This is a genomic window from Enterococcus sp. DIV0187, assembly GCF_051713785.1.
Taxonomy (GTDB): Bacteria; Bacillota; Bacilli; order Lactobacillales; family Enterococcaceae; genus Enterococcus_A; species Enterococcus_A avium.
Genome location: NZ_JBIOQO010000001.1, coordinates 2,815,120 through 2,840,571, shown reverse-complemented (window position 1 = coordinate 2,840,571; position 25,452 = coordinate 2,815,120). Strand labels below are relative to the sequence as shown.

29 protein-coding genes are annotated in these 25,452 nt (G+C 40.6%); 27 read left to right on the top strand and 2 right to left on the bottom strand.

The genetic code is table 11. The annotated features are described in order from the left end of the window. Positions 1 to 13: 13 nt before the first annotated feature. The 17 genes from IGI52_RS13930 to IGI52_RS13850 all read left to right on the top strand — a co-directional run bounded on the left by IGI52_RS13930 (position 14) and on the right by IGI52_RS13850 (position 15,108). Positions 14 to 472, top strand: coding sequence for a PTS sugar transporter subunit IIA (locus IGI52_RS13930; protein ID WP_049219817.1), 459 nt, complete (start codon positions 14 to 16; stop codon positions 470 to 472). 21 nt (positions 473 to 493) lie between these two features. Further along, a complete protein-coding gene (locus IGI52_RS13925) occupies positions 494 to 796 on the top strand; it encodes a PTS sugar transporter subunit IIB (protein ID WP_016179316.1) in 303 nt (100 codons plus the stop codon). A 209-nt stretch (positions 797 to 1,005) separates the two neighbouring features. Further along, positions 1,006 to 2,427, top strand: a complete 1,422-nt coding sequence (locus IGI52_RS13920) for a PTS galactitol transporter subunit IIC (RefSeq protein WP_048719223.1) — start codon at positions 1,006 to 1,008, stop codon at positions 2,425 to 2,427. Between the two features lie 21 nt (positions 2,428 to 2,448). Next, positions 2,449 to 3,510 (top strand): galactitol-1-phosphate 5-dehydrogenase, encoded by a 1,062-nt coding sequence (locus IGI52_RS13915; RefSeq protein ID WP_311871880.1) that lies wholly within the window; start codon positions 2,449 to 2,451, stop codon positions 3,508 to 3,510. A gap of 15 nt (positions 3,511 to 3,525) precedes the next feature. After that, a complete protein-coding gene (locus tag IGI52_RS13910; RefSeq protein ID WP_048719220.1) occupies positions 3,526 to 4,221 on the top strand; it encodes an L-ribulose-5-phosphate 4-epimerase in 696 nt (231 codons plus the stop codon). A 25-nt stretch (positions 4,222 to 4,246) separates the two neighbouring features. After that, a complete protein-coding gene (locus IGI52_RS13905) occupies positions 4,247 to 4,429 on the top strand; it encodes a hypothetical protein (RefSeq protein WP_016179320.1) in 183 nt (60 codons plus the stop codon). A 25-nt stretch (positions 4,430 to 4,454) separates the two neighbouring features. Then, entirely contained in the window at positions 4,455 to 5,300 is an 846-nt protein-coding gene (gene rhaD / locus IGI52_RS13900) for a rhamnulose-1-phosphate aldolase (protein WP_049221744.1), read from the top strand. Continuing rightward, the gene (locus IGI52_RS13895) at positions 5,293 to 6,318 is read left to right on the top strand and encodes an NAD(P)-dependent oxidoreductase (RefSeq protein WP_048719216.1); all 1,026 of its coding nucleotides are present in this window, start codon (positions 5,293 to 5,295) and stop codon (positions 6,316 to 6,318) included. The genes rhaD and IGI52_RS13895 overlap by 8 nt, the downstream gene beginning before the upstream one ends. A 361-nt stretch (positions 6,319 to 6,679) precedes the next feature. Next, positions 6,680 to 7,927, top strand: coding sequence for an S-methyl-5-thioribose kinase (gene mtnK, locus IGI52_RS13890; RefSeq protein WP_311871878.1), 1,248 nt, complete (start codon positions 6,680 to 6,682; stop codon positions 7,925 to 7,927). A gap of 90 nt (positions 7,928 to 8,017) precedes the next feature. Beyond that, on the top strand, positions 8,018 to 9,073 hold the full coding sequence (locus IGI52_RS13885; RefSeq protein WP_311871877.1) for a s-methyl-5-thioribose-1-phosphate isomerase: 1,056 nt from the start codon (positions 8,018 to 8,020) through the stop codon (positions 9,071 to 9,073). Between the two features lie 53 nt (positions 9,074 to 9,126). After that, positions 9,127 to 9,768: an L-fuculose-phosphate aldolase gene (locus IGI52_RS13880; protein WP_070503683.1), complete on the top strand. Its 642-nt coding sequence runs from the start codon at positions 9,127 to 9,129 to the stop codon at positions 9,766 to 9,768. Positions 9,769 to 10,291: 523 nt separating this feature from the next. Further along, positions 10,292 to 11,542: an NAD(P)H-dependent oxidoreductase gene (locus IGI52_RS13875; protein ID WP_016179326.1), complete on the top strand. Its 1,251-nt coding sequence runs from the start codon at positions 10,292 to 10,294 to the stop codon at positions 11,540 to 11,542. A 57-nt stretch (positions 11,543 to 11,599) separates the two neighbouring features. Then, positions 11,600 to 11,977, top strand: coding sequence for a transcriptional regulator GutM (locus tag IGI52_RS13870; RefSeq protein WP_016179327.1), 378 nt, complete (start codon positions 11,600 to 11,602; stop codon positions 11,975 to 11,977). Positions 11,978 to 11,995: 18 nt separating this feature from the next. Continuing rightward, positions 11,996 to 12,529 carry a PTS glucitol/sorbitol transporter subunit IIC gene (gene srlA, locus IGI52_RS13865; protein ID WP_016179328.1) on the top strand — a complete coding sequence of 178 codons (534 nt, stop codon included), beginning with the start codon at positions 11,996 to 11,998 and terminating at the stop codon, positions 12,527 to 12,529. Between the two features lie 13 nt (positions 12,530 to 12,542). After that, positions 12,543 to 13,616 (top strand): PTS glucitol/sorbitol transporter subunit IIB, encoded by a 1,074-nt coding sequence (gene srlE, locus IGI52_RS13860; protein ID WP_048719177.1) that lies wholly within the window; start codon positions 12,543 to 12,545, stop codon positions 13,614 to 13,616. Positions 13,617 to 13,643: 27 nt separating this feature from the next. After that, a complete protein-coding gene (locus IGI52_RS13855; RefSeq protein ID WP_311871875.1) occupies positions 13,644 to 13,997 on the top strand; it encodes a PTS glucitol/sorbitol transporter subunit IIA in 354 nt (117 codons plus the stop codon). A gap of 148 nt (positions 13,998 to 14,145) precedes the next feature. Then, entirely contained in the window at positions 14,146 to 15,108 is a 963-nt protein-coding gene (locus tag IGI52_RS13850) for a sugar-binding transcriptional regulator (RefSeq protein WP_016179331.1), read from the top strand. A gap of 201 nt (positions 15,109 to 15,309) precedes the next feature. Here IGI52_RS13850 and IGI52_RS13845 read toward each other — a convergent pair whose 3' ends face one another. Continuing rightward, positions 15,310 to 16,236 (bottom strand): alpha/beta hydrolase, encoded by a 927-nt coding sequence (locus tag IGI52_RS13845; RefSeq protein WP_438781592.1) that lies wholly within the window; start codon positions 16,234 to 16,236, stop codon positions 15,310 to 15,312. A gap of 281 nt (positions 16,237 to 16,517) precedes the next feature. Here IGI52_RS13845 and rbsR point away from each other — a divergent pair, with 281 nt between their 5' ends. From rbsR to IGI52_RS13805, 8 genes are all read left to right on the top strand, one after another. Further along, positions 16,518 to 17,510: a ribose utilization transcriptional repressor RbsR gene (gene rbsR / locus IGI52_RS13840; RefSeq protein WP_016179333.1), complete on the top strand. Its 993-nt coding sequence runs from the start codon at positions 16,518 to 16,520 to the stop codon at positions 17,508 to 17,510. Positions 17,511 to 17,618: 108 nt separating this feature from the next. Further along, positions 17,619 to 18,524: a ribokinase gene (gene rbsK / locus IGI52_RS13835; protein WP_070503694.1), complete on the top strand. Its 906-nt coding sequence runs from the start codon at positions 17,619 to 17,621 to the stop codon at positions 18,522 to 18,524. Between the two features lie 16 nt (positions 18,525 to 18,540). Next, positions 18,541 to 18,936, top strand: coding sequence for a D-ribose pyranase (gene rbsD / locus IGI52_RS13830; RefSeq protein ID WP_048721127.1), 396 nt, complete (start codon positions 18,541 to 18,543; stop codon positions 18,934 to 18,936). A gap of 24 nt (positions 18,937 to 18,960) precedes the next feature. After that, positions 18,961 to 19,848 carry a ribose/proton symporter RbsU gene (gene rbsU / locus IGI52_RS13825; protein ID WP_016179336.1) on the top strand — a complete coding sequence of 296 codons (888 nt, stop codon included), beginning with the start codon at positions 18,961 to 18,963 and terminating at the stop codon, positions 19,846 to 19,848. Between the two features lie 216 nt (positions 19,849 to 20,064). Continuing rightward, positions 20,065 to 20,466 carry a hypothetical protein gene (locus tag IGI52_RS13820; RefSeq protein WP_016179337.1) on the top strand — a complete coding sequence of 134 codons (402 nt, stop codon included), beginning with the start codon at positions 20,065 to 20,067 and terminating at the stop codon, positions 20,464 to 20,466. A 51-nt stretch (positions 20,467 to 20,517) separates the two neighbouring features. Continuing rightward, on the top strand, positions 20,518 to 20,820 hold the full coding sequence (locus IGI52_RS13815; RefSeq protein WP_016179338.1) for a DUF5960 family protein: 303 nt from the start codon (positions 20,518 to 20,520) through the stop codon (positions 20,818 to 20,820). Between the two features lie 193 nt (positions 20,821 to 21,013). Continuing rightward, the gene (locus IGI52_RS13810) at positions 21,014 to 21,343 is read left to right on the top strand and encodes a hypothetical protein (RefSeq protein ID WP_049219025.1); all 330 of its coding nucleotides are present in this window, start codon (positions 21,014 to 21,016) and stop codon (positions 21,341 to 21,343) included. Between the two features lie 10 nt (positions 21,344 to 21,353). Then, positions 21,354 to 21,668, top strand: coding sequence for a hypothetical protein (locus tag IGI52_RS13805; protein WP_048721122.1), 315 nt, complete (start codon positions 21,354 to 21,356; stop codon positions 21,666 to 21,668). A gap of 76 nt (positions 21,669 to 21,744) precedes the next feature. Here the strand turns inward: IGI52_RS13805 and IGI52_RS13800 are convergent, their stop codons facing one another. Beyond that, entirely contained in the window at positions 21,745 to 22,917 is a 1,173-nt protein-coding gene (locus IGI52_RS13800; protein ID WP_438781590.1) for a NupC/NupG family nucleoside CNT transporter, read from the bottom strand. A gap of 344 nt (positions 22,918 to 23,261) precedes the next feature. Between IGI52_RS13800 and IGI52_RS13795 the strand changes: the two genes are divergently transcribed. Continuing rightward, the gene (locus IGI52_RS13795; RefSeq protein ID WP_216453253.1) at positions 23,262 to 23,909 is read left to right on the top strand and encodes a GntR family transcriptional regulator; all 648 of its coding nucleotides are present in this window, start codon (positions 23,262 to 23,264) and stop codon (positions 23,907 to 23,909) included. 193 nt (positions 23,910 to 24,102) lie between these two features. Beyond that, positions 24,103 to 25,443, top strand: coding sequence for an FAD-binding oxidoreductase (locus IGI52_RS13790; RefSeq protein WP_216453254.1), 1,341 nt, complete (start codon positions 24,103 to 24,105; stop codon positions 25,441 to 25,443). Positions 25,444 to 25,452 lie beyond the last annotated feature (9 nt).

The window sequence follows — 25,452 nt, the reverse complement described above, 5'->3', positions numbered from 1 at the left end:
TAGGAGGGATCGAGTGATCAAACGTGAGTTGCTTTTTAGCAAAATGAAGCCGCAAGATTATGAAGAGATGATTACGTTCTTAGGGAAAAAAATGGAAGAATTAGGCTATGTCAAATCAACCTATGTTCCCGCGGTATTAGAAAGAGAGAAGGGCTTTCCGACTGGATTGCAGATGGGAGATTACGGGATTGCGATTCCTCACACGGATCGTGAACATGTGTATCAATCCGCTTTAGCAATCGCGACCCTAGCAGAACCCATCGAGGTTTGTTCAATGATTAATCCAGAAGAAAAGGTTCGTGTATCGTTAGTAATCTTAATGGCCGTAGAGGACCCAGATGGACAGGTGAAAATGCTCAGCAAATTGATGGGGCTTTTTCAAGATGTCGAAACGTTGAAGCGGTTGGAGCGAGCGTCATCTGTAGAAGAAATGTATAGTATTGTGGAAAAAATGGAGTTAGAAATCGCATAAAGAAAAAAGGAGGAAGCAGTAATGAAAAGATACAATGTATTGTCGGTTTGTGGATCAGGAACAGTGACATCTTCAATGGTGGCGGAAAAATTAAGAGAAACGTTGGAGGAAAAAGGCTATATCGTTGATACGACAGAAGCGAATCCTAATGAAGCATTGTCGCTAGCGAAGACTGGTAAGTTTGATTTTATTACCTATACGAGTCCGCTACCTGATGGTGATTATGGTATTCCCGTAGTGAACGCAATTGGCTTTTTAACTGGATTTGGCGAAGATGAGTTTTTGGAAGAAGTAGATGAGGTCTTGTTAGCATTAGAAAAATAAGCTTTTGAGAAAAGGTTGTATTTGGTTTCTTGCGAAGATAATTTGTTTTGCCAGTATTTGGCAGAACTAAAATAAATACATTAAAACGAAAAAGGATGCTAGTTCCCCTTTGCGCTTTAGCGCATTAGAGGAATAGTATACGGCTTGAGAATCAGACTTATTTTTCAGAAAGAAAAATAAATACATTAAAACGAAAAAGGAGTAATGAGATGTTAGAAACTTTAAAGAGCGTTTTTGATACGTTTGGATCGGCTGTTTTTGTTCCGGTAATGATTTTTGTTGTTGCCAAAGTATTAAAAGTGAAGACTCAAAAGGCATTTTTATCTGGTTTATATGCAGGCGTAGGTTTGATGGGTTTCACCTTGATTTTGAATTCCTACACTCCGATTATTTCTAAAGTTGTACAACAGATGGTCGATCAAACCGGAATCAATTTGCCAGCATTTGACGTAGGCTGGCAGGCGACGGCTTTAGTTGCCTATTCGACAGAAGCGGGCATGATTTACTTAGTGATTGCCTTAGTGTTACAAACCGTTCTTTTCTTAGTCAAATGGACGAATGTGTTCCAGCCTTCTGATTTGTGGAATAACTATTCTTACATGGTTTGGGGCTCGATGGTATATTTGGCTACGAAAAACATGATTTTAGCCGTTGTCCTGATGTGCTTATTGAATATGTACAGTCTGTTATTGTCAGAAATGTTAGCCAGAAGATGGTCCAGCTATTATCATTATCCCAATTGTACGATCATCGCGATGCATAATATTGAGCCGGGAATTTTTGCCTTAATAATGGACCCGATTTGGAATATGCTTGGTCTGCATAAAGTTCGTTTAAATCCTCAAGGGTTGCAGAAGAAGCTGGGCTTTTTAGGAGAACCGATCTCATTAGGATTATTCTTAGGTCTGTTTTTAGGAATTTTAGGAAATATCAGCAACTTAGCGGAATTATCGGCGTGGGGACAAATCACAGAAGTAGCGATCGCAACAAGTGCGGTAATGGCAATCTTTCCGAAAGTGGCGGGAATCTTCTCACAAGCCTTCAATCCGATTTCACAAGCAGCTAGTAAAAACGTTCGTGGCAATAATGAAGGTCGAGAATGGTATCTAGGAGTAAATGATGCGACTGGCTATGGTGAACCTGCTACGCTGATCTCAGGAATTCTTTTAATTCCGATCATGGTGTTCATCGCAATGATCTTACCTGGAAATCAAACATTACCAGTCGTTGACTTGTTAGCGATTCCATACATGGTTCAGGCGCTAGTCTGCTTATCGAATGGAAATATTGCGAAGACATTGTTAAATGGTGTGATCTGGTTCAGCTTAGGATTATATATGTGTTCATACACTGCGCCAATGTTTACTGAAATAGCACAAACTGTAGGGGTTACTTTGCCGGCTGGCGCATTGATGGTTACCAGCTTTAATATCTTAGGAAAACCGATTTTTGGGCTGATCTTCCTGGCCTTTTTAAGTCAGAATCCATTGTGGATTGGTTTAACGATTGTCGCTTATTTTGTTGTTTACTTCTTATTCCGTAAAAATAAAGAAGCTTTTTATGGCTATGTTGAACGAGCTGCAGCGAAAAATAGTGGTGAGATCCCTGAAGGAAAAACAAAGGTAGCTTAATAGAGAAGGATGAAAGAAATCATGACAAAAAAGATGAAAGCAAGTGTGCTGATAAAACCTGGTGTGTTGGAAGTTCAAGAAGTGGATGTTCCCGATATTGGTGAAGGTGAAGTATTAGTTAAAGTCGCTTACGCGGGGATCTGTGGCTCAGATGTGCCCCGCGCAAACTTAGAAGATGGTGCAAGAATGTATCCGCTCATTTTAGGACACGAGTTTAGCGGTACTGTAGATCGGGTAGGATCACAGGTCACTAAAGTTCAAGTCGGAGATAAGATCGCAGTTGCACCACTGATCCCAGACCCAAATTCTGAATATACAAAAGAAGGGTCTTACGGTCTCAGTGATAATTATAACATAATCGGTACCGGCAGTAATGGGGCCTTTGCAGAATACGTGAAAGTTCCAGAAGAGCATTGTGTGGTAATGCCGGAGGATTTGGATTTGTTGTCAGCAGCTGGGGTAGAGCCGGCAACGATTAGCTGGCATGCGATGCAGCGATCGAATATGAAGGTTGGCGATACTGTAGCGGTGCTTGGTTGCGGACCGATTGGTCAATTTGCCATCCAAATCGCAAAAATATTTGGCGCGAAAAAAGTGATTGCAGTCGACATTTTTGATGAGAAATTGGCTTTAGCAAAGAATTTGGGCGCGGATGTAACAATCAACAGCAAAGAGCAAGATTTAGAAGCTGCAATCAAGGCAGAAACAGGTTTAGGGGTCCATGTCGTAATTGAGACTGCGGGTAGTAAATTCACTCAGAAGCAGGCACTTTTGATTACACGTAAGCACGGAACGGTCGTATTAGTAGGAATCTCTCACCAAGATCTGCCATTATCAGAGCACGAAGCAGAACGAATCATGCGGGCAGAGTTAACCATTACCGGTTCATGGAATTCCTATACGGCACCTTATCCTGGCCGCGCCTGGGAGGCGACATTAGAAGAAATGTCTAAACGTCGAATCAAGTTCAAGGAAATGGTGAGTAATGAAATTACCTTAAACGATTTGCCAGAGGTGCTGCCTAAGATGTTCAAACGCGAGCTTGCCTATAACAAAATCGTTGTTGCTGTCAATCCAGAGTAAGAGAGGGCCGAATCAATGTTAGAACAATTAAAAGAAGAAGTATTTCAAGCAAATTTAGATTTACCTAAACAAGGGTTAATTAAATACACTTGGGGCAATGTCAGTGCTTATGATCCTGAGACGAAGTATTTTGTGATCAAACCCAGCGGTGTCAGCTATGAAGAAATGACAGCGGAGGATATGGTCGTTGTCGATTTGGAAAATAATGTGATCGAAGGACGATTAAACCCATCTTCTGACACACCGACTCACGCAGTCTTATATAAAGAGTTTCCGGAAATTGGCGGAATCGTTCACACCCATTCAACGTGGGCGGCTGCTTGGGCACAATCAGGGTTAGACGTTCCGGCAATGGGGACAACCCATGCGGATACCTTTTACGGGTCTGTTCCATGTGCACGTTTTTTGAGTCAATATGAAATCGATGAAGGCTATGAACACGAAACGGGCTGTGTCATCGTAGAGACATTTAAGCAACGGGAAATAAAACCCTTAGAGGTTCCAGGAGTGCTGCTTCATGGTCACGGGCCATTTACATGGGGCAAGGATGCTCATAGTGCCGTGATGAATGCCGTAGTATTGGAGGAGGTTTGTAAGATGAACCTGCTGACGCGGCAATTAAATTCCTTTGCTGAAGAGCTGCCGCAACGTGTTTTGGACAAGCATTATTTACGTAAGCATGGAGCAAATGCTTATTATGGGCAAAAGTAGTTATTAATTTGGGAGGAGGATTACGATGATTAGCGATTTGTTTGTTTTGATTGGATTGGCCTTTTTTATCAAAATCTTTTTTGATGGCGCCAAAAAACTCGTGATTGGAGCGAATGGCGATGTTGTTAAGAGCAAAACGTATCTGATTCATGGTGTGTTAGGTGTGGCCTTTATGATCGTGGCACGACTAATTACGATTCTCCTCTAATCTATAGTCAACAGGGGATGATAAAGTGAAACTTCATGAGATCAATCAAGCTCCTTTTATCAAAGAAATGTGTGAAGCCACCAGTCAATTATGGGCGTACGGCTGGGCAGAGCGAAATGGTGGAAATATCAGCTATCGCCTGCCGCAAGAGGAGGTTCAATATTATCTCGATAGTGATCAGGTTAAAAGAACTATTCCATTGGATTTTACTGTAAAAAGCTTAGCAGGTGAGCTATTTCTTGTTTCAGGATCAGGCAAATATTTCAAAAATATTCAAAAGAATCCCGCTGATAGTTTAGCTATCATTCGAATAAGTGCAGAAGGCGACAGGTATGAGCTGCTGTGGGGACTAGAGGGTGGCGATTTGCCAACGAGTGAGCTGGCGTCACACCTTCAATGTCATGAAGTTCGTCTTGCACAAGATCCAGAGCATCGGGTCATTTTGCATACTCATGCGACGGCCATATCGGCGATGACGTTTATTCACGACCTAGACGAAAAGAAATTCACTAAGACGCTATGGCAAATGATCACAGAATGTTTAGTCGTTTTTCCAGATGGGGTGTCGGTTCTTCCTTGGATGGTTGCAGGAACGAGACAACTTGGAGCAGCTTCAGCTGACAAAATGCAGAATTCTAGAATTGTGATTTGGCCGCATCATGGAATTATGGGTGCCGGTCAAACGATGGACGATGCTTTTGGTCTAGTGGAAACGGCGGAAAAGGCTGCTAAAATCTATCTGCAAATTTGCTCAGCCAAACAAGAAATTAAGCAGCAGATTACAGACCAGCAGCTTTTAGATTTAGCAGAAAAGTTTCACGTGAAACCGAAATCCGGGATTTTATTGGAAGAAGGTCTGCGCAGTGACTAAGGTAGTCGTGATTGGTGATCCTTTCGTTTCAGCAGCAAATTTGGCAAATGCTGCAAAAGGACTACTACTTGAAGAGCCCGTTATTATTCAAAGCTTCGAGTGGCAGTCTGAAAAAACACGGTCAGAATTTCGCGAAGTTATCAAAATTCTGGAACATGATGGACCGAATGGTTTTGAATGGTCTGCGGAGATCTTGGCAGAAGTAGCAGAGGCCGAGTATTTGCTCGTACATTTGGCGCCTGTTTCACGAAAACTATTAGCTCAAGCAAAAAAGCTAAAGATGATCGGCACCTGCCGAGGTGGACTAGAGCATATTGATCTGGAGGCAGTGAAAGAGAGACCTGGACTTTCGGTAATCAATGTTATTCGAAATGCGGAACCAGTCGCGGATTTTACGATTGGTTTGATGTATGCGACTGTTCGTAATATCGCGGCTTCTGCCATTCAAGTAAAGCAGGGAAATTGGCCGCAGAATTTTTCCAATGATGCATATAAAACCTCCTTTTCCAATCTAAAAGTCGGGCTAGTGGGATTAGGACATATTGGGAAAATCGTCGCCAAACGTCTAACTGCTTTAGGGTTGGAGGTCAGTGCTTATGATGCGTTTATCGATCAAGCCAGCCTAGATCAAGAAGGCTATCAAATTAAATTAAAAAGCTTGAAGGAGATTTTCAGTGATTCAGATGTAGTATCTCTACATTTGAGAGTAGTACCAGAGACCCAGAATTTGATTAATCATTCGTTGTTGCGTTTGATGAAGCCCAGTGCCTATTTGATTAATACCGCGCGACCGGATATTATTAATCGAGCAGATTTACTTGACTGTTTGACGAAAAATCAGATCGCAGGAGCGGGTATCGATGTCCTATGGGAAGAACCAATCGCTTCTGATGAGCCCTTGCTAGCATTGGACAACGTAGTCATCACTTCACATATTGCAGGAGACACCATCGACGCGATAGACCGTTCGCCGCAATTATTGCAAGTAGAAATGAATCGAATATTAGGAAAAGCGTGAATTTTCACTCATCTAAGAGTTGCATTTAACAATTTTAAATGTAAACTTTTAGATGGGTGTTTTTGTCAGTTTTTCTTCCTGCTTTAGCAGGTTAGAAAAATGATATGCGTGCGAAAATAAAATCATTTTTCACGCTTTTTGAAAAATGAATACAACAGTAATGAGCTAGCTGTCAGTTTTTCTTCCTGCTTTAGCAGGTTAGAAAAATGATATGCGTACGAAAATAAAACCATTTTTCACGCTTTTTGAAAAATGAATACAACAGCAATGAACTAGCTGTCAGTTTTTCTTGCCTTTGCAGGTTAGAAAAACACCTAACTACATGGAGATATCTGGGAAATTTAATGAATGAGGCGATAATATGAAGCTTACACCAAAGGAATCAGGTGCGTATCAAAAACATTTTTTAATGGATACGGAAGCAATCAAACAATATGTTGTGGAAAGATTGGGCGCTTTTCCTTCAGGGACACCAATTGAAGTATCGGAGATTGGTGATGGGAATATCAACTATGTTTTTCGCGTGGTGAATCAGGCGACACAGGAAAGTCTGATCATCAAGCAGGCAGATATCCTGTTACGTTCTTCTGGGCGACCATTAGACATTGAGCGAAACCGGATCGAAGCGGAAATTTTACGACTGCAAAATGAATTGGCACCGCAGTTTGTACCAGAGGTTTATTATTATGACCAAAAGATGTATGCTTTGACAATGGAAGATGTCTCAGCCTATCAAAATATGCGCTATGAATTGATTGACAAGCAGATTTTTCCAGATTTTAGCGAAAAGATCGCGGAATTTTTAGCACGTACGTTACTTTTAACAAGTGATTTGGTCTTAGATCGCGACGTGAAGAAGCAGCGCGTCAAAGACTTCATCAATCCTGAAATGTGCGATATCAGTGAAGACCTGGTATTTACTGAGCCATATGATGATTATAAGCAAAGGAATATCGTGACTGCAGGTAATGAAGATTTTATCAGAGAAAACCTATATGAAAATGAACCGCTGCAAGTAGAAGTTGCATTGCTGCGTCATAACTTTATGAATAATGCCCAATCATTGCTGCATGGCGATCTGCATACGGGATCGATTTTTATCAATCAAACAGGAGTAAAGGTGATTGATCCAGAGTTTGCCTTTTATGGTCCAGCGGGCTATGATATCGGCAATGTTTTGGCTCATCTTTATTTTCCAATGATTAAAAATTTGTTTGATTCGACGAGCGATCAAGAATTCCACCAGTGGTGCAAGGAAACGATTGCCGCTGTTTACGATCAGGTTCAAGAAAAATTAGAGACAGTCTACGATGAAGCAGTGACTTTTCCGTTGTATCGGAATCACGCGTTCAAGGAGAGGATGCTGCAAAAAATCATGGAGGATGCGATCGGCTATGCTGGAACCGAGATCATTCGTCGCGTTGTAGGAGATTCAAAAGTGAAGGAATTGTCATTAATTCCTTCTGATAAAAAGGTCACGGCTGAACGGATTTTATTGAAAATAGGCATTCAATTAATTATTAATCGACAACATGTTATTAGCGGCAGTCAGCTAGTCGCTGGAATTGACGAAGCTGTCAATTCGGCTTTTCCTAGTATGCAGAATTAAGAAAGATGAGGAATTGCTGCAAATTTAGCGGCACGTTCAGCACTAAAAGGTTTTAGAACAAGATTCCTTCAACAGAAGCAGGTGAAGAATTTGGAAAGACAAGATTATACGATGCCAACATTGCTGCAATATGAGAATGTCGCGTGGTACGAGAAGGGGAAAGTCCGTATTTTGGATCGGCGGATTTATCCAACGCGGCTCGAATTTGTAGAGTGTGAAACGCATCAAGCTGTAGCGCAGGCGATTACGGACATGGTTACACAAAGTGCCGGACCTTATACTGCGGCAGGTATGGGTATGGCGTTAGCGGCGGAAGAGAGCCGCGATTTCGCACCAGAAGAACAGATCGCTTATCTAAAAAAAGCATCTCACACGATTGCCAACGCCCGTCCGACAACAGCAAATCGCATGACACTGATCACAGAAAAATGTGTAGAAGTAGCAGAGCAAGCATTGGACAAAGGGGAAGATCCAACCGAAGCGATCAAGCAAAATACGATCAATTCCTTAAATCGCCGTTATTATACAATGGATCAGGTAGCCAAATACTTGATTGAAAAAATTCCGGATAACGGGACTGTTTTGACCCAATGCTTCGGTGAAACGATTATCGGCATGTTGCTGCGAGAAGCGATCGAACAGAACAAAACGCTGCGTTTCTTTTGTACGGAGACGCGTCCATATCTGCAAGGTGCGCGATTAACTGCCAGCTGCTGTGCAGAAATGGGGTTTGACACAACCGTTGTTTCTGATAATATGATCGCTTATTTAATGGCGCATGAAAAAATTGATTTATTCACTTCGGCGGCGGATACGATCGCTCAAGATGGCTATATTGCCAATAAAGTCGGTACGTATCAAATCGCAATTTTGGCGCAAAAATTTGGTATTCCTTACTTTGTTACAGGTATTCCAGATACAGATAAAACAAGTCATGAAAGCATCAAAATCGAAATGCGCGATCCTGAGCAAGTCATGGAGTTAAATGAGATCAAGCATACTTTAGCCGGGGTCAAGGCCATTTATCCTTCCTTTGATATCACACCGCCAGAATTAATTGGAGCAGTTGTGACGGATCGTGGAATTTTTTCACCCTATGACTTGAAACGCTATATCAAAGAGCAGCCGGAAAATAATTTTTATTGATTGAATGATTACGTGATAAAAATAGAATCATCAATAGCAGTGAGGAGAAGAAGATGAAGCATTTAAAAGAGCGTGAGCTGATCGTTGACTATGGCAAGAAACTTATCACTGAAAAATTAACGACAGGTACTGGCGGCAACATCAGCATTTATCTGCCTGAAGAAGAAGCGATGCTGATTAGCCCAAGCGGCATTCCTTATTTTGAAACAGAACCAGAAGACATTGTACTAATGGATCTTCATGGCAATGTGTTGGAGGGCAATCGTAAACCTTCAAGTGAATATGATCTTCATAGTATTTTTTACGCGAATCGTCCAGACGTTCGCTCAGTTGTTCATACTCATTCAGAATATGCGACGACGTTTGCTTGTCTGCAGCAGGAGATTGAACCATTGCATTACATCATTGGTTCTGTAGGGGAGAAAATTCGTTGCTGCGAGTATAAAACGTTCGGTACTCGGGAATTAGCCGAGGAAGCCTTTAACTTTATTCATGAAGACAACGGAATCTTGCTAGGCAATCATGGCGTTTTGACCATTGGCCCAGACTTATCCAGCGCCTTTGGTGTGGCGAAAGACATCGAGTTTCTTGCTAAACTCGATTACCGAGCGCGATGCATTGGTACACCAAAACTACTAAATCAAGGACAAATGAAAGAAGTTCTAGAAAAGTTCGAAACCTATGGGCAACAATAATAAACCGCTGCTTTGACGGGAGTCAAGGCGGCGGTTTTTGTTTTTCGTAGAAGTAAATGAAAGAATGATCAAGTGAAAACTCCGCTGTTCGTTTATTCACAATTAAAATAGTCTGTGAGAATTTTTGATTGGTCTAATATTTTTTAATAGCTGAACATCCTATATGTATAAATTTTTTTCTTCTGGATAGATTGTGAACGAACCTTCATGCTCATCTCCTTTTCTATTATATTTCTAAATTAGGCTCTCTTTTCTATTTTTTATATTGTTATTTTAAGAATGTGCAATTGTGACTTTTTTATTGTTTGAATTATTTCGATTTAATAGATAATATTTTTTAGATATTGATATATCACGTTTTTTACGGTATTTTTTACTTTTGTAACATATGTTCCAATTGGTAGAAAACGGTAGTTTGTGAAAAGAAAGCGTTGACACTTATTTTTACGATGTTATACTAAAAGTGATTTAAGGCATATGTCAAATGTATTGTCATATGTCAAAAAAGTATGGAGGGGTAACAATGACACTTTATGGGAAGCTTTTGGAAAGAGAAAGAAATGGCGCACCGATCAAAGTTGGGGTAATTGGTGCAGGTCAAATGGGTTTTGGGATGATTGCTCAGATTTCGACGATTCCAGGAATGGCAGTGACTGGTATCAGTGATATCAATAAGGATGCCGCGCAGCGAGCAGCGGATGCTTATAATGCAAGTGCAGAGAAAAAAGTGGATATCTTGGTCAGCTCAGATTTTAAAGAAATCATTCATTCAGACAAGGTAGAAGTTATTGTTGATGCGACAGGTGTCCCAGAAGTTGGCGCCCAAATTTCATTAGAAACTTTATTAGCGAAAAAACACATTGTATTGCTAAATGTGGAAGTGGATATCACAATTGGGCCATTGATGAAGAAAATGTACGATGCGGCAGACTTAGTGTATACAGGATCTGACGGTGATGAGCCGGCTGCTACGACAGAATTATTTGAATTTGCAAAAAGCATGGGGATGGAAGTCTTAGTTGCTGGTAAAGGCAAGAACAACAAGCTGAAGGTTGGTGCAAACCCAGATACTGCGCAAGCAGAAGCGGATTCTAAACAGATGTCTAGCCATATGTTAGCTGCGTTCCAAGACGGTACGAAGACTATGGCTGAAATGAATCTACTGTCAAATGCGATTGGATTCATTCCTGACAAAGTAGGAATGCACGGAATCAGTGGAGATGTGGATTCAGTTATTAAGGATTTAGACTTGAAGGAAAATGGCGGTATCTTGGATAAATATGGCGTTGTTGAATATGTCGATGGATTGGCGCCTGGAGTGTTCGTGATCGTCAAGGGACAAAATGACGGGGCACGTCATGAGTTAAGTTACTTGATGAAAAAGGGTGATCGCGATCATCATATCTTGTATCGTCCCTACCATTTAGCAAGCTTAGAAACACCGATTACGATTGCAAAAGCAGTCTTGAATCACGATCATGCAATCGTTCCATTAGGTGCTCCAATTTCAGAAACTGTTGCGGTAGCTAAAAAGGATATTAAAGCAGGCGAAAAAATTGATGGCATTGGCGGTTATTGCGTACGCGGTGTGTTAGAAACCCATGCAGATCTGGTGAAAAACAATAATGTACCAATTGGTTTAGTTGGTGGTTCTTCTGTAGCGAAGCGTGATATCAAAGATGGAACCTTCTTAACCTATGATGATATTGAGATTGATGAAACAACGACGGTTTATCGTTTACGAAAACTTCAGGATTCAACGTTTGGTGATTAAGGCAAATTTAAAGCAGATGAGGGATACCCTCGTCTGCTTTTGGAGAGGATGTAGCTTATGAGTGGCTTAGTAATTGTTTTAATCGTTTTGATGCTTAGCCAGAGCCTGTTGAGCATTGTTCAGGTAAAATACTATCAGCGTTTTATTAAAAAAATTACGACAGAACAAGCAGGTACAGAGTATGAGTTTTATACCGAGGTCGTAAAGGGAAGACTTTTACGAGCGATCGTCGCGGTAGTTGTGGATGCAGAAGGCAGAGTTATTCAATGTTATGTCTGTAAAGGTTTGACGATATTTGCACGTTTTAAAGAGGACCAATCGTATAAAGGAACGCAATTGGTTAATTACAGTAATGTTGCAAAAGAAAAAGGCGCATCTCAAACAGAAAAAGCATTATCGCAGATTTACACACGGAAATTGGAAGCGGTTACCTAGAAAGAGGAGGATTTTATAATGAAATATATCGAATGGGCAGGGAAAAACTTTATTGGTATGTTTGAAGCCGGCGGCGAACAGTTCATGGGTTACATGACTGGAATCGTTCCACTATTGATTGTACTTTTAACGTTTACTTATTCAGTTATTGCATTTATTGGTGAAGAACGTGTAGATAGAGCGATCCGTTATTGTTCGAAATATATGATTTTACGCTATTCGTTAATGCCGATTTTAGCTGTTTTGATGCTGACAAATCCAATGGCGTATACCTTTGGAAAATTTGTTAAGGAAGAGGAAAAACCGGCGTTTTACGATGCAGCCGTTTCTTTTGTTCACCCAGTTACTGGTCTATTTCCATATGCGAATGCCGGAGAGCTTTTTGTTTACTTAGGAATTGCCAACGGCGTAACGAAAGCCGGATTTAGCCAATCAAGTTTAGCTGTCCGGTATTTCTTAGTAGGGATCGTGGTTATCCTGATTCGCGGAATTGTTACGGAAAGACTAACGAAATTCATGATGGCTAGAGAAGCGAAGAAAGCGACTGCGTAAAGGAGGAATCGTAATGTACAAAACAGTATTTGTAAAACCTGGAAGTAAAGGTTGGGGTGTTGGTCTAACATTAGTTCCATCAGAGCAAAAAAATAAAGTTGTTTCTGTTACAGGCGGAGGTATTCATCCGGTGGCGCAGCAAATTGCTGATTTAACCGGTTGTGAGGCTTGTGATGGCTTTAAGAATCAAATTCCAGAAGATGAAACTCTATGTGCCGTAATTGACTGTGGCGGCACGGCTCGAATCGGTGTATATCCGATGAAGCGCATACCGACAGTGGATGTTTTGCCGTCTTCTCCTTCTGGTCCATTATCTAAACATATCACGGAAGATATCTTTGTTTCAGGGGTCCGTCCAGAAGATGTAACTATCTTAGAAGAGGCGAATTTAGAAGAAAAACAAATGGCAGCGATTAATCACGCTCATGCACAGGATGCAGAATCAGCAGCCGTGACAGAAAAAATTGTGACAAAACAAGACGAAGGTCGTGAGTCTGAAGAAGAGTTCAGAGAAAGATATTCAAAAATCAAAGAAGAGCATAAAGAAGAACAAGCGAAAAAGGACAGCTTCTTAGTTCGTTTCTCCCGTGGTATCGGCGGAGTGATGAGTACTTTCTACCAATCTGGTCGCGACGCGTTAGATATGCTATTGAAAAACATTATTCCTTTCATGGCATTCATCAGTATGATCGTTGGGATCATTAACTACACAGGTATCGGTGATTGGTTGGCGAAAGTTCTTTCACCATTAGCTGGTTCACTGCCTGGAATGATTGCGTTGGCTTTGATCTGTAGTATTCCGATCCTGTCGCCGATTTTAGGACCAGGAGCAGTAATCTCACAGGTCATCGGAGTATTGATCGGTACCCAGATCGCCAATGGCTCAATTCCAGTACAGTATGCATTGCCGGCATTATTTGCAATTAATGCTCATGTAGGTTGTGACTTTATTCCGGTAGGGTTATCATTAGGTGAAGCCAAACCGGAAACGGTAGCAATCGGAGTGCCAGCGATTTTATATGGACGGATGCTGACTGGTTTTACTGCCGTAATCTTGGCATGGTTGGCTAGTTTCGGAATGTATTAAAACTGTTTGAATGGAGCGAATGGATAGATGGTAAAAACCAAAATTATTGAAATCGGCAGCATGGTGCCAGCCTTTGAAGAAGAACGCTTAATTATTTTGTTTGGTCCTTCTGCAACGGCAGAATTAAAAGATATTTGTGTGATTCATGAGTTCGAGGGTCAGCCCAAGGATGCGTTGAAGGTCGGCGGAAAAATCAAATTCGGCGATCAAGAATTTACGATCGAAGAGGTAGGTTCGCAAGCAAATGCAAATTTTGAAGAATTGGGACATATTTCGATTTATTTTCGTAACGCAATTGGCGAAATCCTTCCAGGGGCAATCATTGTCAGTCCTGGCAATTTCCCAAGCTTTGAAGTCGGTGGCGTGATCGAAATTATTTAGTTTAAAAGGTCGAGGATGTGCCGAAAATAGGTCATCCTCGGCTTTTTTAGTAAATAGAGCAATTCTGTATAATTTTCGTACTTGCAGGCGCGCAGGATCAACCGTATAGTGAATGGGATCAAAGTAGTTCAGAAGGTGGGATCAAAAAATGGCTATAAAACATAATCGCGACATCGTAAAAGTGGCTACGATGTATTACAAAAAGAATTTGAAACAGTCGGAGATCGCTAAATACTTGGGCATTTCACGTTCACTGGTTTCAAAATATTTGAATGATGCAAAGAATGAAGGGATCGTTGATATTTTTATTAAAAGCGAGAGCGCCTATTCCATCGAACTGGAGCTGGCTTTAGAGGAAACATTCGGGTTGAAAAAAGCCGCGGTCTTAGATACCAGCAGTTTGCGAAAAGACGAGACCGAACGCTTATTAGTCCAAACAGCGATCACGGCCTTTCAAAAGGAGATCACGAAAGCTCAAACGATCGGTCTTTCTTGGGGAAAAATGCTGCGGGGAATCGTTGATGAGTACCCATATGAAAATCAAGCAGATACCACGATTATCCCATTAATCGGCGGACTAGGGTCAGAGATGGTAGACGTTCATTCCAATCAGTTGGCCTATGATCTAGCGAAAAAACTTAGAGCGAAATGTAAATATCTCTATGCACCTGCACTGGTGGACAATGCATTTATTAAAAAAAGTTTGATTGAAAATGACGGAATCCGCGATGTCTTGGAAGCGGGAAAAAATGTTGATTTTGCATTAGTGGGAATTGCTAGTCCGTTTTCTAAAAATAATACGATGACGGAGATCGGTTATGTTGATCAGCAGGATATTGATGAACTGGAAAAACTAGATGTGATCGGAGATGTTAATTCAAAATTTATTGATCAGAATGGTCAGGAAGTTACCTGCGAGATCAACGAAAACGTGATTGGTCTAGGTGTTGAGGATGTTCGGAAAATTTCAAATGTTGCAGTTGCCTGCTACGAGGAAAGCAAAAAAGAAGTGCTGTACGTCGGGGCGAAAACTAAAATTTTTACCCATATTACAGTGACAGATAGCTTAGCTGAATACTTATTAGAACGAGCAAAAAACGAGACGTCTTGATGAAACGTCTCGTTTTTTATTTATAGGGAAAATATAAAATTTTTACATGATTAAATCGCTATATCCATGTCCGACTTTACGAACTAGCTATTCTACACAAACTAAGCATACGGTTACTGCTAAACTCCATTAAGCAGAACTAGCATATCGGTAATAAGCAAAAATATTGTTCAAAAGCTGAGCGAGTTGGCAAAGCCTTTCTTATTGAACGTATTTTTGTAAAAACGCCGTAACTTTTTTCTGATACATGGCAGGATCACTGCTCAGAGCTTTTGCATGTTTAGCGTCATGAACGATATATTTTTCCTTTGGCCCGTTTGTCGCGTTATAAACCTCATCTAGCATTGAATAAGGAACAAAGTCATCCTTGTCACCATGAATGAAGAGCATTGGCCGCTTGTTCTTGTTCAACTGTTTGATGGTATCTGCCTCGCCAAAAAAATAGCCCGCACGTACTTTTGTTACGACACTGGTAACAGGAATCAAAGGAAATGCCGGCAAATTGAACATTTGTTTCAATTGATAACTCAATTCCCCATTAACAGAGCTATAGCCGCAGTCTTCTATGAAAGCTTTGACATTATCCGGCAATTTTTCTCCGCTAGACATCATAACCGTTGCTCCTCCCATACTAACACCATGAAGGACGATTTCTGATTGAGGATCTTGCTTGACGATTCGATTGATCCATTGAAGATAGTCTTTTCGTTCTGGCCAGCCAAAGCCGATATAATCGCCTTCGCTTTTGCCATGACCACGGGCATCCGGCATTAGTACGTTATATCCGAGATCATGATAGATTTTTGCATATTGCGGCATGTCTGAAGCTTGTCCCATATACCCATGAGCAATGATGGCTGTTTTGTGCTGCTCTTTTTCAGCTGGCAGATAATAAGCAGATAATTTCAGCCCATCTGTGGATGTCAACTGCCAATCTGTACGGTTATTTTTATTATGGAACCAATCTTCAGCGGCGATCAATTCCTTCGATTTTTTATCTGAACTCTCCGCCAAGAAATCTTTTTTGGCCGGAACCACGGCGTATGAATAGAAATAATTTCCTGCTGCAATTAGTGCAATCACTATAACCAGGACAATTCCTAAAATTATTTTTATTGGTTTACTCATTTTTGCCTCCTCTAAATGTATCATAAGCAGTATAAAGAAAATTCCGACTCATAACAAGTTCACACACTGTCGTATTTACAGAGGTTTATATTCATGAGAAAATGTAGCAGAGTTTAGAGCAAGGATATCAGTTCTGCTTTTCCCAGATGAAAAAGTTCGCGCAATAATCCTGAATTCTTAGGGCAATTGAGCAGGAGTAATTTAGCAGAATGATATACGTCGCGAAGACAAAGTGATTTTTATAAAAAGCATTACCTTATTTATGAGCAAGGAGTAAGCAAATGAAAAATAAAAAAATTACGATTAAAGACGTTGCGAAGCAATCAGGTGTTTCCATCGCAACGGTTTCTCAGATTTTAAATGGCAACGATCAAAAGTTTAGTCCAAAAACTGTCGAAAAGGTGCTGGCAGCCAAAGATGTATTGAATTATGAACCAGATTATTTTGCACGCCGTATGATTATGAAAAAAAGCAAGACGATTGGTGTCTTAGTTCCCGATATCACCAATCCTTTTTTTAGTACTTTGGTGCGCGGTATTGAAGGTGTTCTATACCGCGAAAATTTCGTGACTATGTTCTGCAACGCAGATCTGGACACGAAAAAGGAAACAGTTTATCTAGAAGAGCTTAGTCGTCGCGGTGTTGATGGCTATATCATCGCCAGCTCAGCGATTTCCAATCAGGCGATCAATGACTCTTTACGAAAAAAAAATCTGCCCTATATCGTCTTGGATCAAAAGAAGGCAGAAGGCTTCAGTGATGCGGTCTTGACTGATGACTTCACAGGCGGAAAACTTGCAGGCGAACATTTAAGCCAATTAGGTCATCAAAAAGCGGCTGTTGTTTTGCCAGAGGATGCGACAGAAAATATTCAGACACGACTGGCAGGTTTTCAGGAGATTTATCCTGATGCTATTCTGATTCGTGGAGACTTAACTAAAAACGGCGGACGCCAAGCAGCTAAAGAGATCATTAAAACTGAGGCGACTGCGATTTTTGCGATCAATGATGAATTGGCTTTTGGACTTTATTTGGGTTTGGCAGATCTGAATAAGAAAATTCCGCAGGATTATAGTGTGATTGGTTACGACAATATCGATATGTGCGAATACGTGACGCCTCAACTAACGACAATTGCGCAACCGATTTACGAGCTAGGCCAAACGACCGCACGATTATTACTGGAAAGAATTGAACAGCCCGAGAAGCATTGGGAGGAGAAGACCCTGCCGGTACAGCTGATTCAACGTTTTTCAACGGCACACTTGAAATAGCTTTCAAGCTGTGCTATATTTTTGGTGTCGAGTTAAAACGTTTTAATAAAACGTTTTAACTTAAAAGCAAATGAATGAGTTTAAAGAACGAGAAATGGAGTGAAGAAAATGAATACGATTACAGTCATTGGGAGCATCAATCTTGATCGGACAATTCGTGTAAAGCAAATGCCAAAACCTGGTGAAACCATGCATACCAAGGAAATTTTTTCAGCTGGCGGAGGCAAGGGTGCAAATCAAGCAGTGGCAGCAAAACGTTCTGAAGCTGTTACGAATTTTATTGGGGCAATCGGCAATGATGAGGCTGGCGAAATGATGCGTGAACTTTTATCAGAAGAAGGCATTGAATTAGCTGGTGTACAAACATTGGAAAAGCAAGCGACAGGGCAAGCTTATATCATCGTGGATGATCAAGGAGAAAATAGCATCATGATTCATTCTGGTGCCAACAATGCCTTTACACCCAAACAAGTTCAAGCACATACGGATCTAATTAAGGCGAGTGATTTTATCGTTGCTCAATTTGAAAGCACTTTAGAAAGCACGGTTGAAGCCTTTACGATCGCTCGTGAAGCGGGAGTAAAAACGATTCTAAATCCTGCTCCGGCTCTAGAAAATGTTCCTGAAGAATTATTGAAGGTAACCGACATGATCATTCCAAATGAAACGGAAACCGAAATTTTGACGGGAATCAAGGTCACAGATGAGACAAGCTTAAAGGCTGCAGCGGATCATTTGCATCAGTTAGGAATTGAAGCAGTAATTATCACCATCGGTAGTAAAGGTGCATTTTATGATGTACAGGGTCGTAGCGGCATCGTACCAGCATTCAAGGTCAATGCAGTGGACACAACCGCAGCAGGCGATACCTTTATTGGCGCGATGAGTAGTATCTTAGCCAAAGATTTCAGCAATTTGGAACAGGCGATCGAATACGGAAACAAAGCCTCTTCTCTAACAGTTCAACGCTTTGGTGCACAACCATCTATTCCCTATAAAAACGAATTAAACTAACGAAAGGATCTTTAATATGAAAAAAAGTAAAGTCATTAACTCAGATATTTCACGCGTGATCGCACAGATGGGTCACTTTGATCAATTAAGCATTGGCGATGCCGGCATGCCGGTTCCCATGACGACAGAAAAAATTGATTTAGCAGTTGATAATGGTATCCCAAGCTTTATGGATGTTTTGAATAATGTGCTGGAAGAATTGGAAGTTCAACGGATTTATTTAGCCGAGGAAATCAAAACAGAAAATCCTGACATGTTGAAGAAAATTCAAGAACGTTTACCTGAAACTCCTGTGACGTTTATTCCTCATAGCGAAATGAAGGCAGCGTTGCATGATAGTCGAGCATTTATTCGAACAGGCGAAATGACTCCTTACGCGAATATTCTATTGGAGAGCGGCGTCGTATTTTAAGAATTGTCATAAGGAGGAAATACTATGAACACAACAGCAATTTTAATCGGACTAGGCCCGTTACTTGGTTGGGGACTTTACCCAACGATTGCTTCAAAAATCGGTGGTCGTCCAGTAAATCAAATTTTAGGTTCAACTTTAGGAACATTGATTTTTGCCTTCGTTTTCGCATTAGTTAACGGAATGAGTTTACCAACAGGGATGGATCTAGTCTTCTCGATTCTCTCAGGAGTTGGTTGGGCGATTGCCCAAATCATTACCTTTCAATCCTTTACGCTGATCGGTTCCTCACGGGCGATGCCGATCACGACAGCTTTTCAATTATTGGGAGCATCTTTGTGGGGGGTATTTGCATTAGGTGATTGGCCAGGCATGAACGCTAAATTATTAGGTGGACTTGCTTTAGTTCTCATCATTTTAGGTGCATGGATGACGGTCTGGACAGAAGAGAAAACACAGGAAAAAGCCAACGTCTTAAAGAAAGCGGTTCTCTTATTAGCCGTTGGTGAGATCGGCTACTGGGCTTATTCTGCTGCCCCTCAAGCAACGAATATTGATGGGATGCATGCATTCTTACCGCAAGCGATCGGAATGCTTCTAGTAGCTCTTGTCTATTCAGTAATTTTAAGTGTGAAGGATAAAGAAAAATCGGCACTTGCAGAAGCCGTTTCTTATAAGCATATTTTTTCAGGTTTCTTTTTCGCTTTTGCAGCATTGACTTATTTGATTTCAGCCCAACCAGATATGAATGGATTAGCAACAGGCTTCATCCTGTCTCAGACTTCCGTTGTTCTAGCAACATTGACGGGTATCTGGTTCCTGGGACAAAAGAAAACGAAAAAAGAAATGACCATTACGATCATTGGATTGGTACTGATTCTAGCTGCCGCTGCGATGACGGTAATGATCTAAAAATTAATGATAACTTTCAGACGAAAAGTAGGCTAAAAGCTTGGTAAGCTTTGGCCTATTTTTTTGTCTAAATTAAGTTTGAAAATTGTTTGATGAGATAAAAAAGACAAGTATCTCTTATGTGAATGCTATAATCAAAGCATGAAAAAGAGCATGCCGCTTTTATTGAATTAATAAACGGGCGTCTTGATTTTATTAGCAGAAAGAAGGAAAACTATGAAGCTGACAGTTTCGTTAGATATTTTAGAAAAAACATTCTATTATGTTTCGCCAGTTAAGCCTGTATCGACAGTTCCGTTAATTTACGCGACTTTTTTAATGGAAAAAGCGCAGGTGGCTTACACTACAGAAAATGAAGTGAAGTTCGCGCGTAAGGTTGAGCGATCATTTAAAACAGCTTTTCATGAGATTGTGGAAGCAAATCAGGAATATCGTGAGCTGTTGGATCAGGATCAGCTTTTATCCTCTCAGCAACATTTGACTTATCAGGCTAATTTGATTGATTCTGTGATAGCAACGATTCGAGAATATCCTGATATGCAGTTGATTCGTGTCGAGCTTGCCGGAAGCTGGCCAGTGTTTCAAACAGAAGCTGGGCGTCTGGATTTGGGCGAATAAGTTTGTTAAAACGTAGATAGATGTTACAGTTAAATTGAAAGGGTGAAGAAAATGGAACTTACATATTTTGAAGGACAAGCAGCATTCTTAGAGGATTATCAAAAAGTTGCTAAGGCAGCAACGATTGACCAGCAACAAGTAGTCGATGATGTAATGGAAGAATTGAACAAACCGACACCAGACGACCAGCTTTATTACATTTTACCAGGTGATAAAACGGCTAACGGGCAAGCAGTCCGATTTCCCTTCCGGAAAGAATTGATCGCAATGGATGAAGATGCAACAGTTTCAACGCAATTTTTCTATGAAGGATCACCGTACGAATACGAAGTTTTAGAAGAAGAACAACGCTAATTACGCAAGGCTTTCAAGTTTAAATGCTTGAGGGTCTTTTTTTGACTTGCTTTAAAAGTAGAAGCTGGTATGATAGATACAATATGGTTTGTTATTTTTTAGCAAGAATGGGAGGTGATGGTCTTGCATGATCGACTAGCAGCAGGGCTATTTCCTGCAAGCAATGAATTAAAACTGAAAGGAAGTTAATGAATTGTTTATTCTTGAAAAGAAAGCGGAACCAGCGCAACAAATATGGACACACATCAAACGTCACTATCAGGGGGAAAAAGTAGCAGTTGTTGGAGTCGAGAAGCAATTGCCACAAACCTTCTTACGAAATAAGCAAGTTATTTTTTATGAAAGCCTGACTGGACGATCGTTGGTAGAAGAAGGAAAACGATTTTTAGACAAATTCTCAAAGGATTATTCTGCTTTTGTCTTTTATGTAGACTGTCCAAATGAAGTCGCAGAACAGCTCATCGAAGCCGGACGTGCTTTAGGCGTTAGAGTAACGGTTACGGTGAAAGCGAAGGCTGCTTAGGAAATTAGCCATGTGGAAAGAAGTGATTCACCAAAAGACGGTCCAAAATACGATTTTACGAAGTGGATTACGACTGTTACATCAAAGTACGTGGCGAAAAAACAAGGACAAAAAAGCATTATTAGAAATTGCCGCTCATTTGCAAAATGTGATGCAGTTACACTTAGACACCAAAAACCTAGTTGTCGGCGTTCCTGGTTTTGGGAAAGAAGTAACACTGTTGGAGATAAATGAGACAAGGTTTGTTCCTCACTATAGGATTGATCAAGTAGTTGAATCTGCCGAAGGGCATTTTATCAAGCTAAAACGAATAAAAACTATATAATTAATACAAAATGGACCCAGCAAAACCACTCTTATCATGTAGGTTTTACTGGGTCCATTCCAGTGGGGACGATATTCTAGAAGATCAAACCTGTAATAATGGCGCTCAAGAAGCTGACCAGACTGGCGCTTAGCAAGATTTTCAACCCATGTTTAGCAACTAAATTGCCTTTTTCTTCATTCAAGCCTTTCATGGCACCGGAGATGATCCCGATGGAGGAGAAGTTGGCGAAGGAAACTAAGAAAACAGAGATGATCGCTGTCGTGCGAGGGGAGAAGTCCCAGTTGCCTTTGGCTAATTCTGTCATGGCAACAAACTCATTTGTTACCAATTTCGTAGCCATTAAACTCCCTGCATCGACTGCTTCATTCCAAGGAATCCCAGTAATGAACGCTAATGGAGCGAAAATGTAACCTAAAATTTCTTGGAAGGTCAAGCCGGTGATCTTAGCGAAAATGAAATTAATCATTGCGATCAAAGCCACAAAACCGATCAACATCGCTGCCACAGTGATCGCTACATGGAAGCCGTCCAAGATATATTCCCCCAACATTTGGAAGAAGGTTTGCTCCTTATCCTCTTCAATCACCAATTCGTCATCTGCAAATTGATAGGGGTTAATGATCGATGCGATGATGAAGCCGCCGAATAAGTTCAAGACAAGCGCAGTAATTACATAACGTGGCTGAATCAACGCCATGTAGGATCCGACAATCGACATCGAAACCGTAGACATCGCCGAGATACTCATGGACGTCAAACGTTGTTCAGACAAAGAAGGCAATTCCTTTTTAATAGAAATAAAGACTTCCGACTGTCCTAAAATTGCTGAAGCAATTCCGTTGTAGGATTCCAATTTGCCCATGCCATTGATTTTGCTAAGTGCTAAGCCTACACCTTTCATGAAGAGGGGCAAAATCTTCACGTAACGCAAAATTCCGATGATTGCAGAAATGAAGACGATCGGCATTAAGACATTTAAGAAGAAAGGAAAGCTGCCTTTGTTGGCGATTCCGCCAAAAACAAAATCAACCCCAGAGCCAGCAAACCGCAGCAGTGCATCAAACACACCGGCTAAACCACTAACAATCGTTGTTCCCGCAGTCGTTCGCAACAAAATAAATCCTAATAAAAATTGCAAAACCAGCATAATCAAAATCGGTGAATACCGAATTTTTTTTCGGTCACTGCTAATGACAAAGCTCAATGCCAAGATAAGAATCAAACCAATAATACCAATAAAACGCAAAAAATCACTCCTAGTTCATAATAATATCCTCATTCATCTGCAAACCAGTAAAATGAATTCGATGTTCACCCATATTTCATTTTGCAGCTTGCCGAAATTAGAAAGTTGATTTCGAAGCTGCTTCATTACTGCAGAAGGGCTTCATAGTTTAAAAATAATCTGAATCAGCTTAGCTTGTTTTTCAAAATTTTGCGAAGATTAACTATGAAAAAAGCGCTTCTATGAACAAATTCTAAAAACGAAAACACTAACAACTTCATTTTTACGGATTTTTGATGATTACAGCTTTTCCTAAAAAAATATGCTATGCTTGAACAGAATTCTGCAGAAAAAGAGGGATGTAGATGGACGGGGAAAACAAGAAGCGAATCTTGCTGCCACGCTATCAGCAAGTAGCAGTAGAGATTGCTGAACGGATTGCAGACCAGCGGTATCAGGTAGGAGAAAAGATTCACGCACGTTCAACGTTAGCCAGTAATTTTAATGTTTCTCCTGAGACAGCTCGCAAGGCGATCAATGTGCTGGTTGATCTCGGGATTATGGAAGTACGTCACGGCAGCGGCGCATATGTGTTGTCACGGGAAAAAGCCAAAATTTATTTTGAGAAATATCAGGATGTACAATCAGTCCAAGAAATCAAAAATGAGCTTCAAGAAAGTGTTGAAAAACAGAAAAGAGAATTGGAGCATGTGAGTCAATTGTTGAATCAATTATTAGCTCAAACTAAACGTGTTCATAACGTTGCTCCTTTCGTTCCTTATGAGCTTACCTTGACCAATGAGGCGGTTCATTTGAATAGTACAGTTAACGAGCTAAATATTTGGCATGAGACGGGAGCTACGATCATTGCCATTCAGCAAAAGGATGAGCTGCTATTGTCTCCTGGTCCATATGCTAAAATTTGTGCTGGCGATACTTTGTTTTTCGTTGGAGACGAACTGGTATTGCAACGAATGCAGCACTTGTTTTACCCAGAAAATGGGTCTAAATAAATCGCACATAAAAGAGCCAATACGTTGGTTCTTTTTTATTTGATTTTTTACTATGTTAGCAGCTTTATAGCGACAAAATATTAAGAAATGATAACGCTTACTATATTGTAGAAGCTATCTTTTTACTATTTATTTGTGACATGAGAGACTTGACTAAGTCTACTAATAATTTTAGCGAAATGGAGGATTTACTATGCAGAAAGAATTACCGCAGTCTCTGAAGGACGTTGCAGTGTTTCCAGAAGACCCACGTTATGACAAAGTTCGCTCAAATGATTTTAAAGTAGGACAGCCCAAAATTGTTATTTTAGCCGAGACAGAAGAACAAGTCATAGAAACGATTAACTATACAGCAAGAATCAGGCAGGATCAGAACGAGAAATTTCCATTATCAGTCAGATGCGGCGGGCATGGCTTGGCTGCTACCTCAGTAAATGATCAAGGAGTGATTCTGGATCTTTCGCAAATGAATCAGATAAGTGTTGTTGATAAAGAGAAAGGGCTTGTCAACGTTCAAGCGGGTGCTCTTTGGAGTGATGTCGCAGTAAAGCTGCATTCTGATCAATTAGTTATTTCCAGTGGTGACCACGGAGACACTGGTGTGGGTGGATTAGCAGTATCTGGCGGTATGGGAACCATTTTACGCTCCTTTGGACTAACCATTGATAAAGTTATCGAAGCAACGATTATAACGGCAGATGGTAAAAAACACATTGTGGATAAAGAGAACGAACCTGACCTTTTTTGGGGGATTCGTGGGGGCGGTGGGCAGTTTGGTGTAGTGACCGAATTTCTTTTCCAAGCAGATAAGGCAACTGCAGTGAATTCGAAAATTGCCAATCCAATGATTGTACAAACGATTAACTACTCGATAACGGATCTTTTTGAATTTATTCAAGGATGGCACAATTGGTTTAAAACTGCTTCAAATAAATTAACAAGTACGTTATTTTTAAATAAGGGACCCGATCAAACAATTACTGTACAAACACGAAATTTTTGGTATGGAGAAGAAACAAGTGAATCGAAGAATGTATTGGAACAAGCGCTTCGACTAGGTACTGTTTCGGCAACTACTGAAATTTTGATGAACTACTCTGATTTCTTTCCGGATGAGCATGCTCGTATTGAAGGAAAAAATCCGGTATTCGCGAAAAATACATTAGTGACACATATCCCGCAAGAAATCGCGGTAGAAATAGAAAAACTGTTGGAGCTGTCATTTGTTTATGGTGTAGAATTACGAGCGCTTGGCGGCGCAGTCAATGAAAAAACTGCTGATTTTAATGCGTGGCCCTTTAGAGAGGCTGAAATTATGATTGCTTATTTTTTTAATAAGGAATATACCGATCAAGCAATTCAATTATTTCAACCAATCCAAGAATTTGGGCAAGGTGTGTACGGCGCTTATTCAAGTGACACGAGTCAGGAAGAGAATGCGCGAGTTTGGCCAGGTGCAACAGGAAAGAAAATAAAAGAAGTAAAGGAAAAATATGATCCGACGAATCTGTTTGATCAAAATCGTCAATTATAGGTGAATATC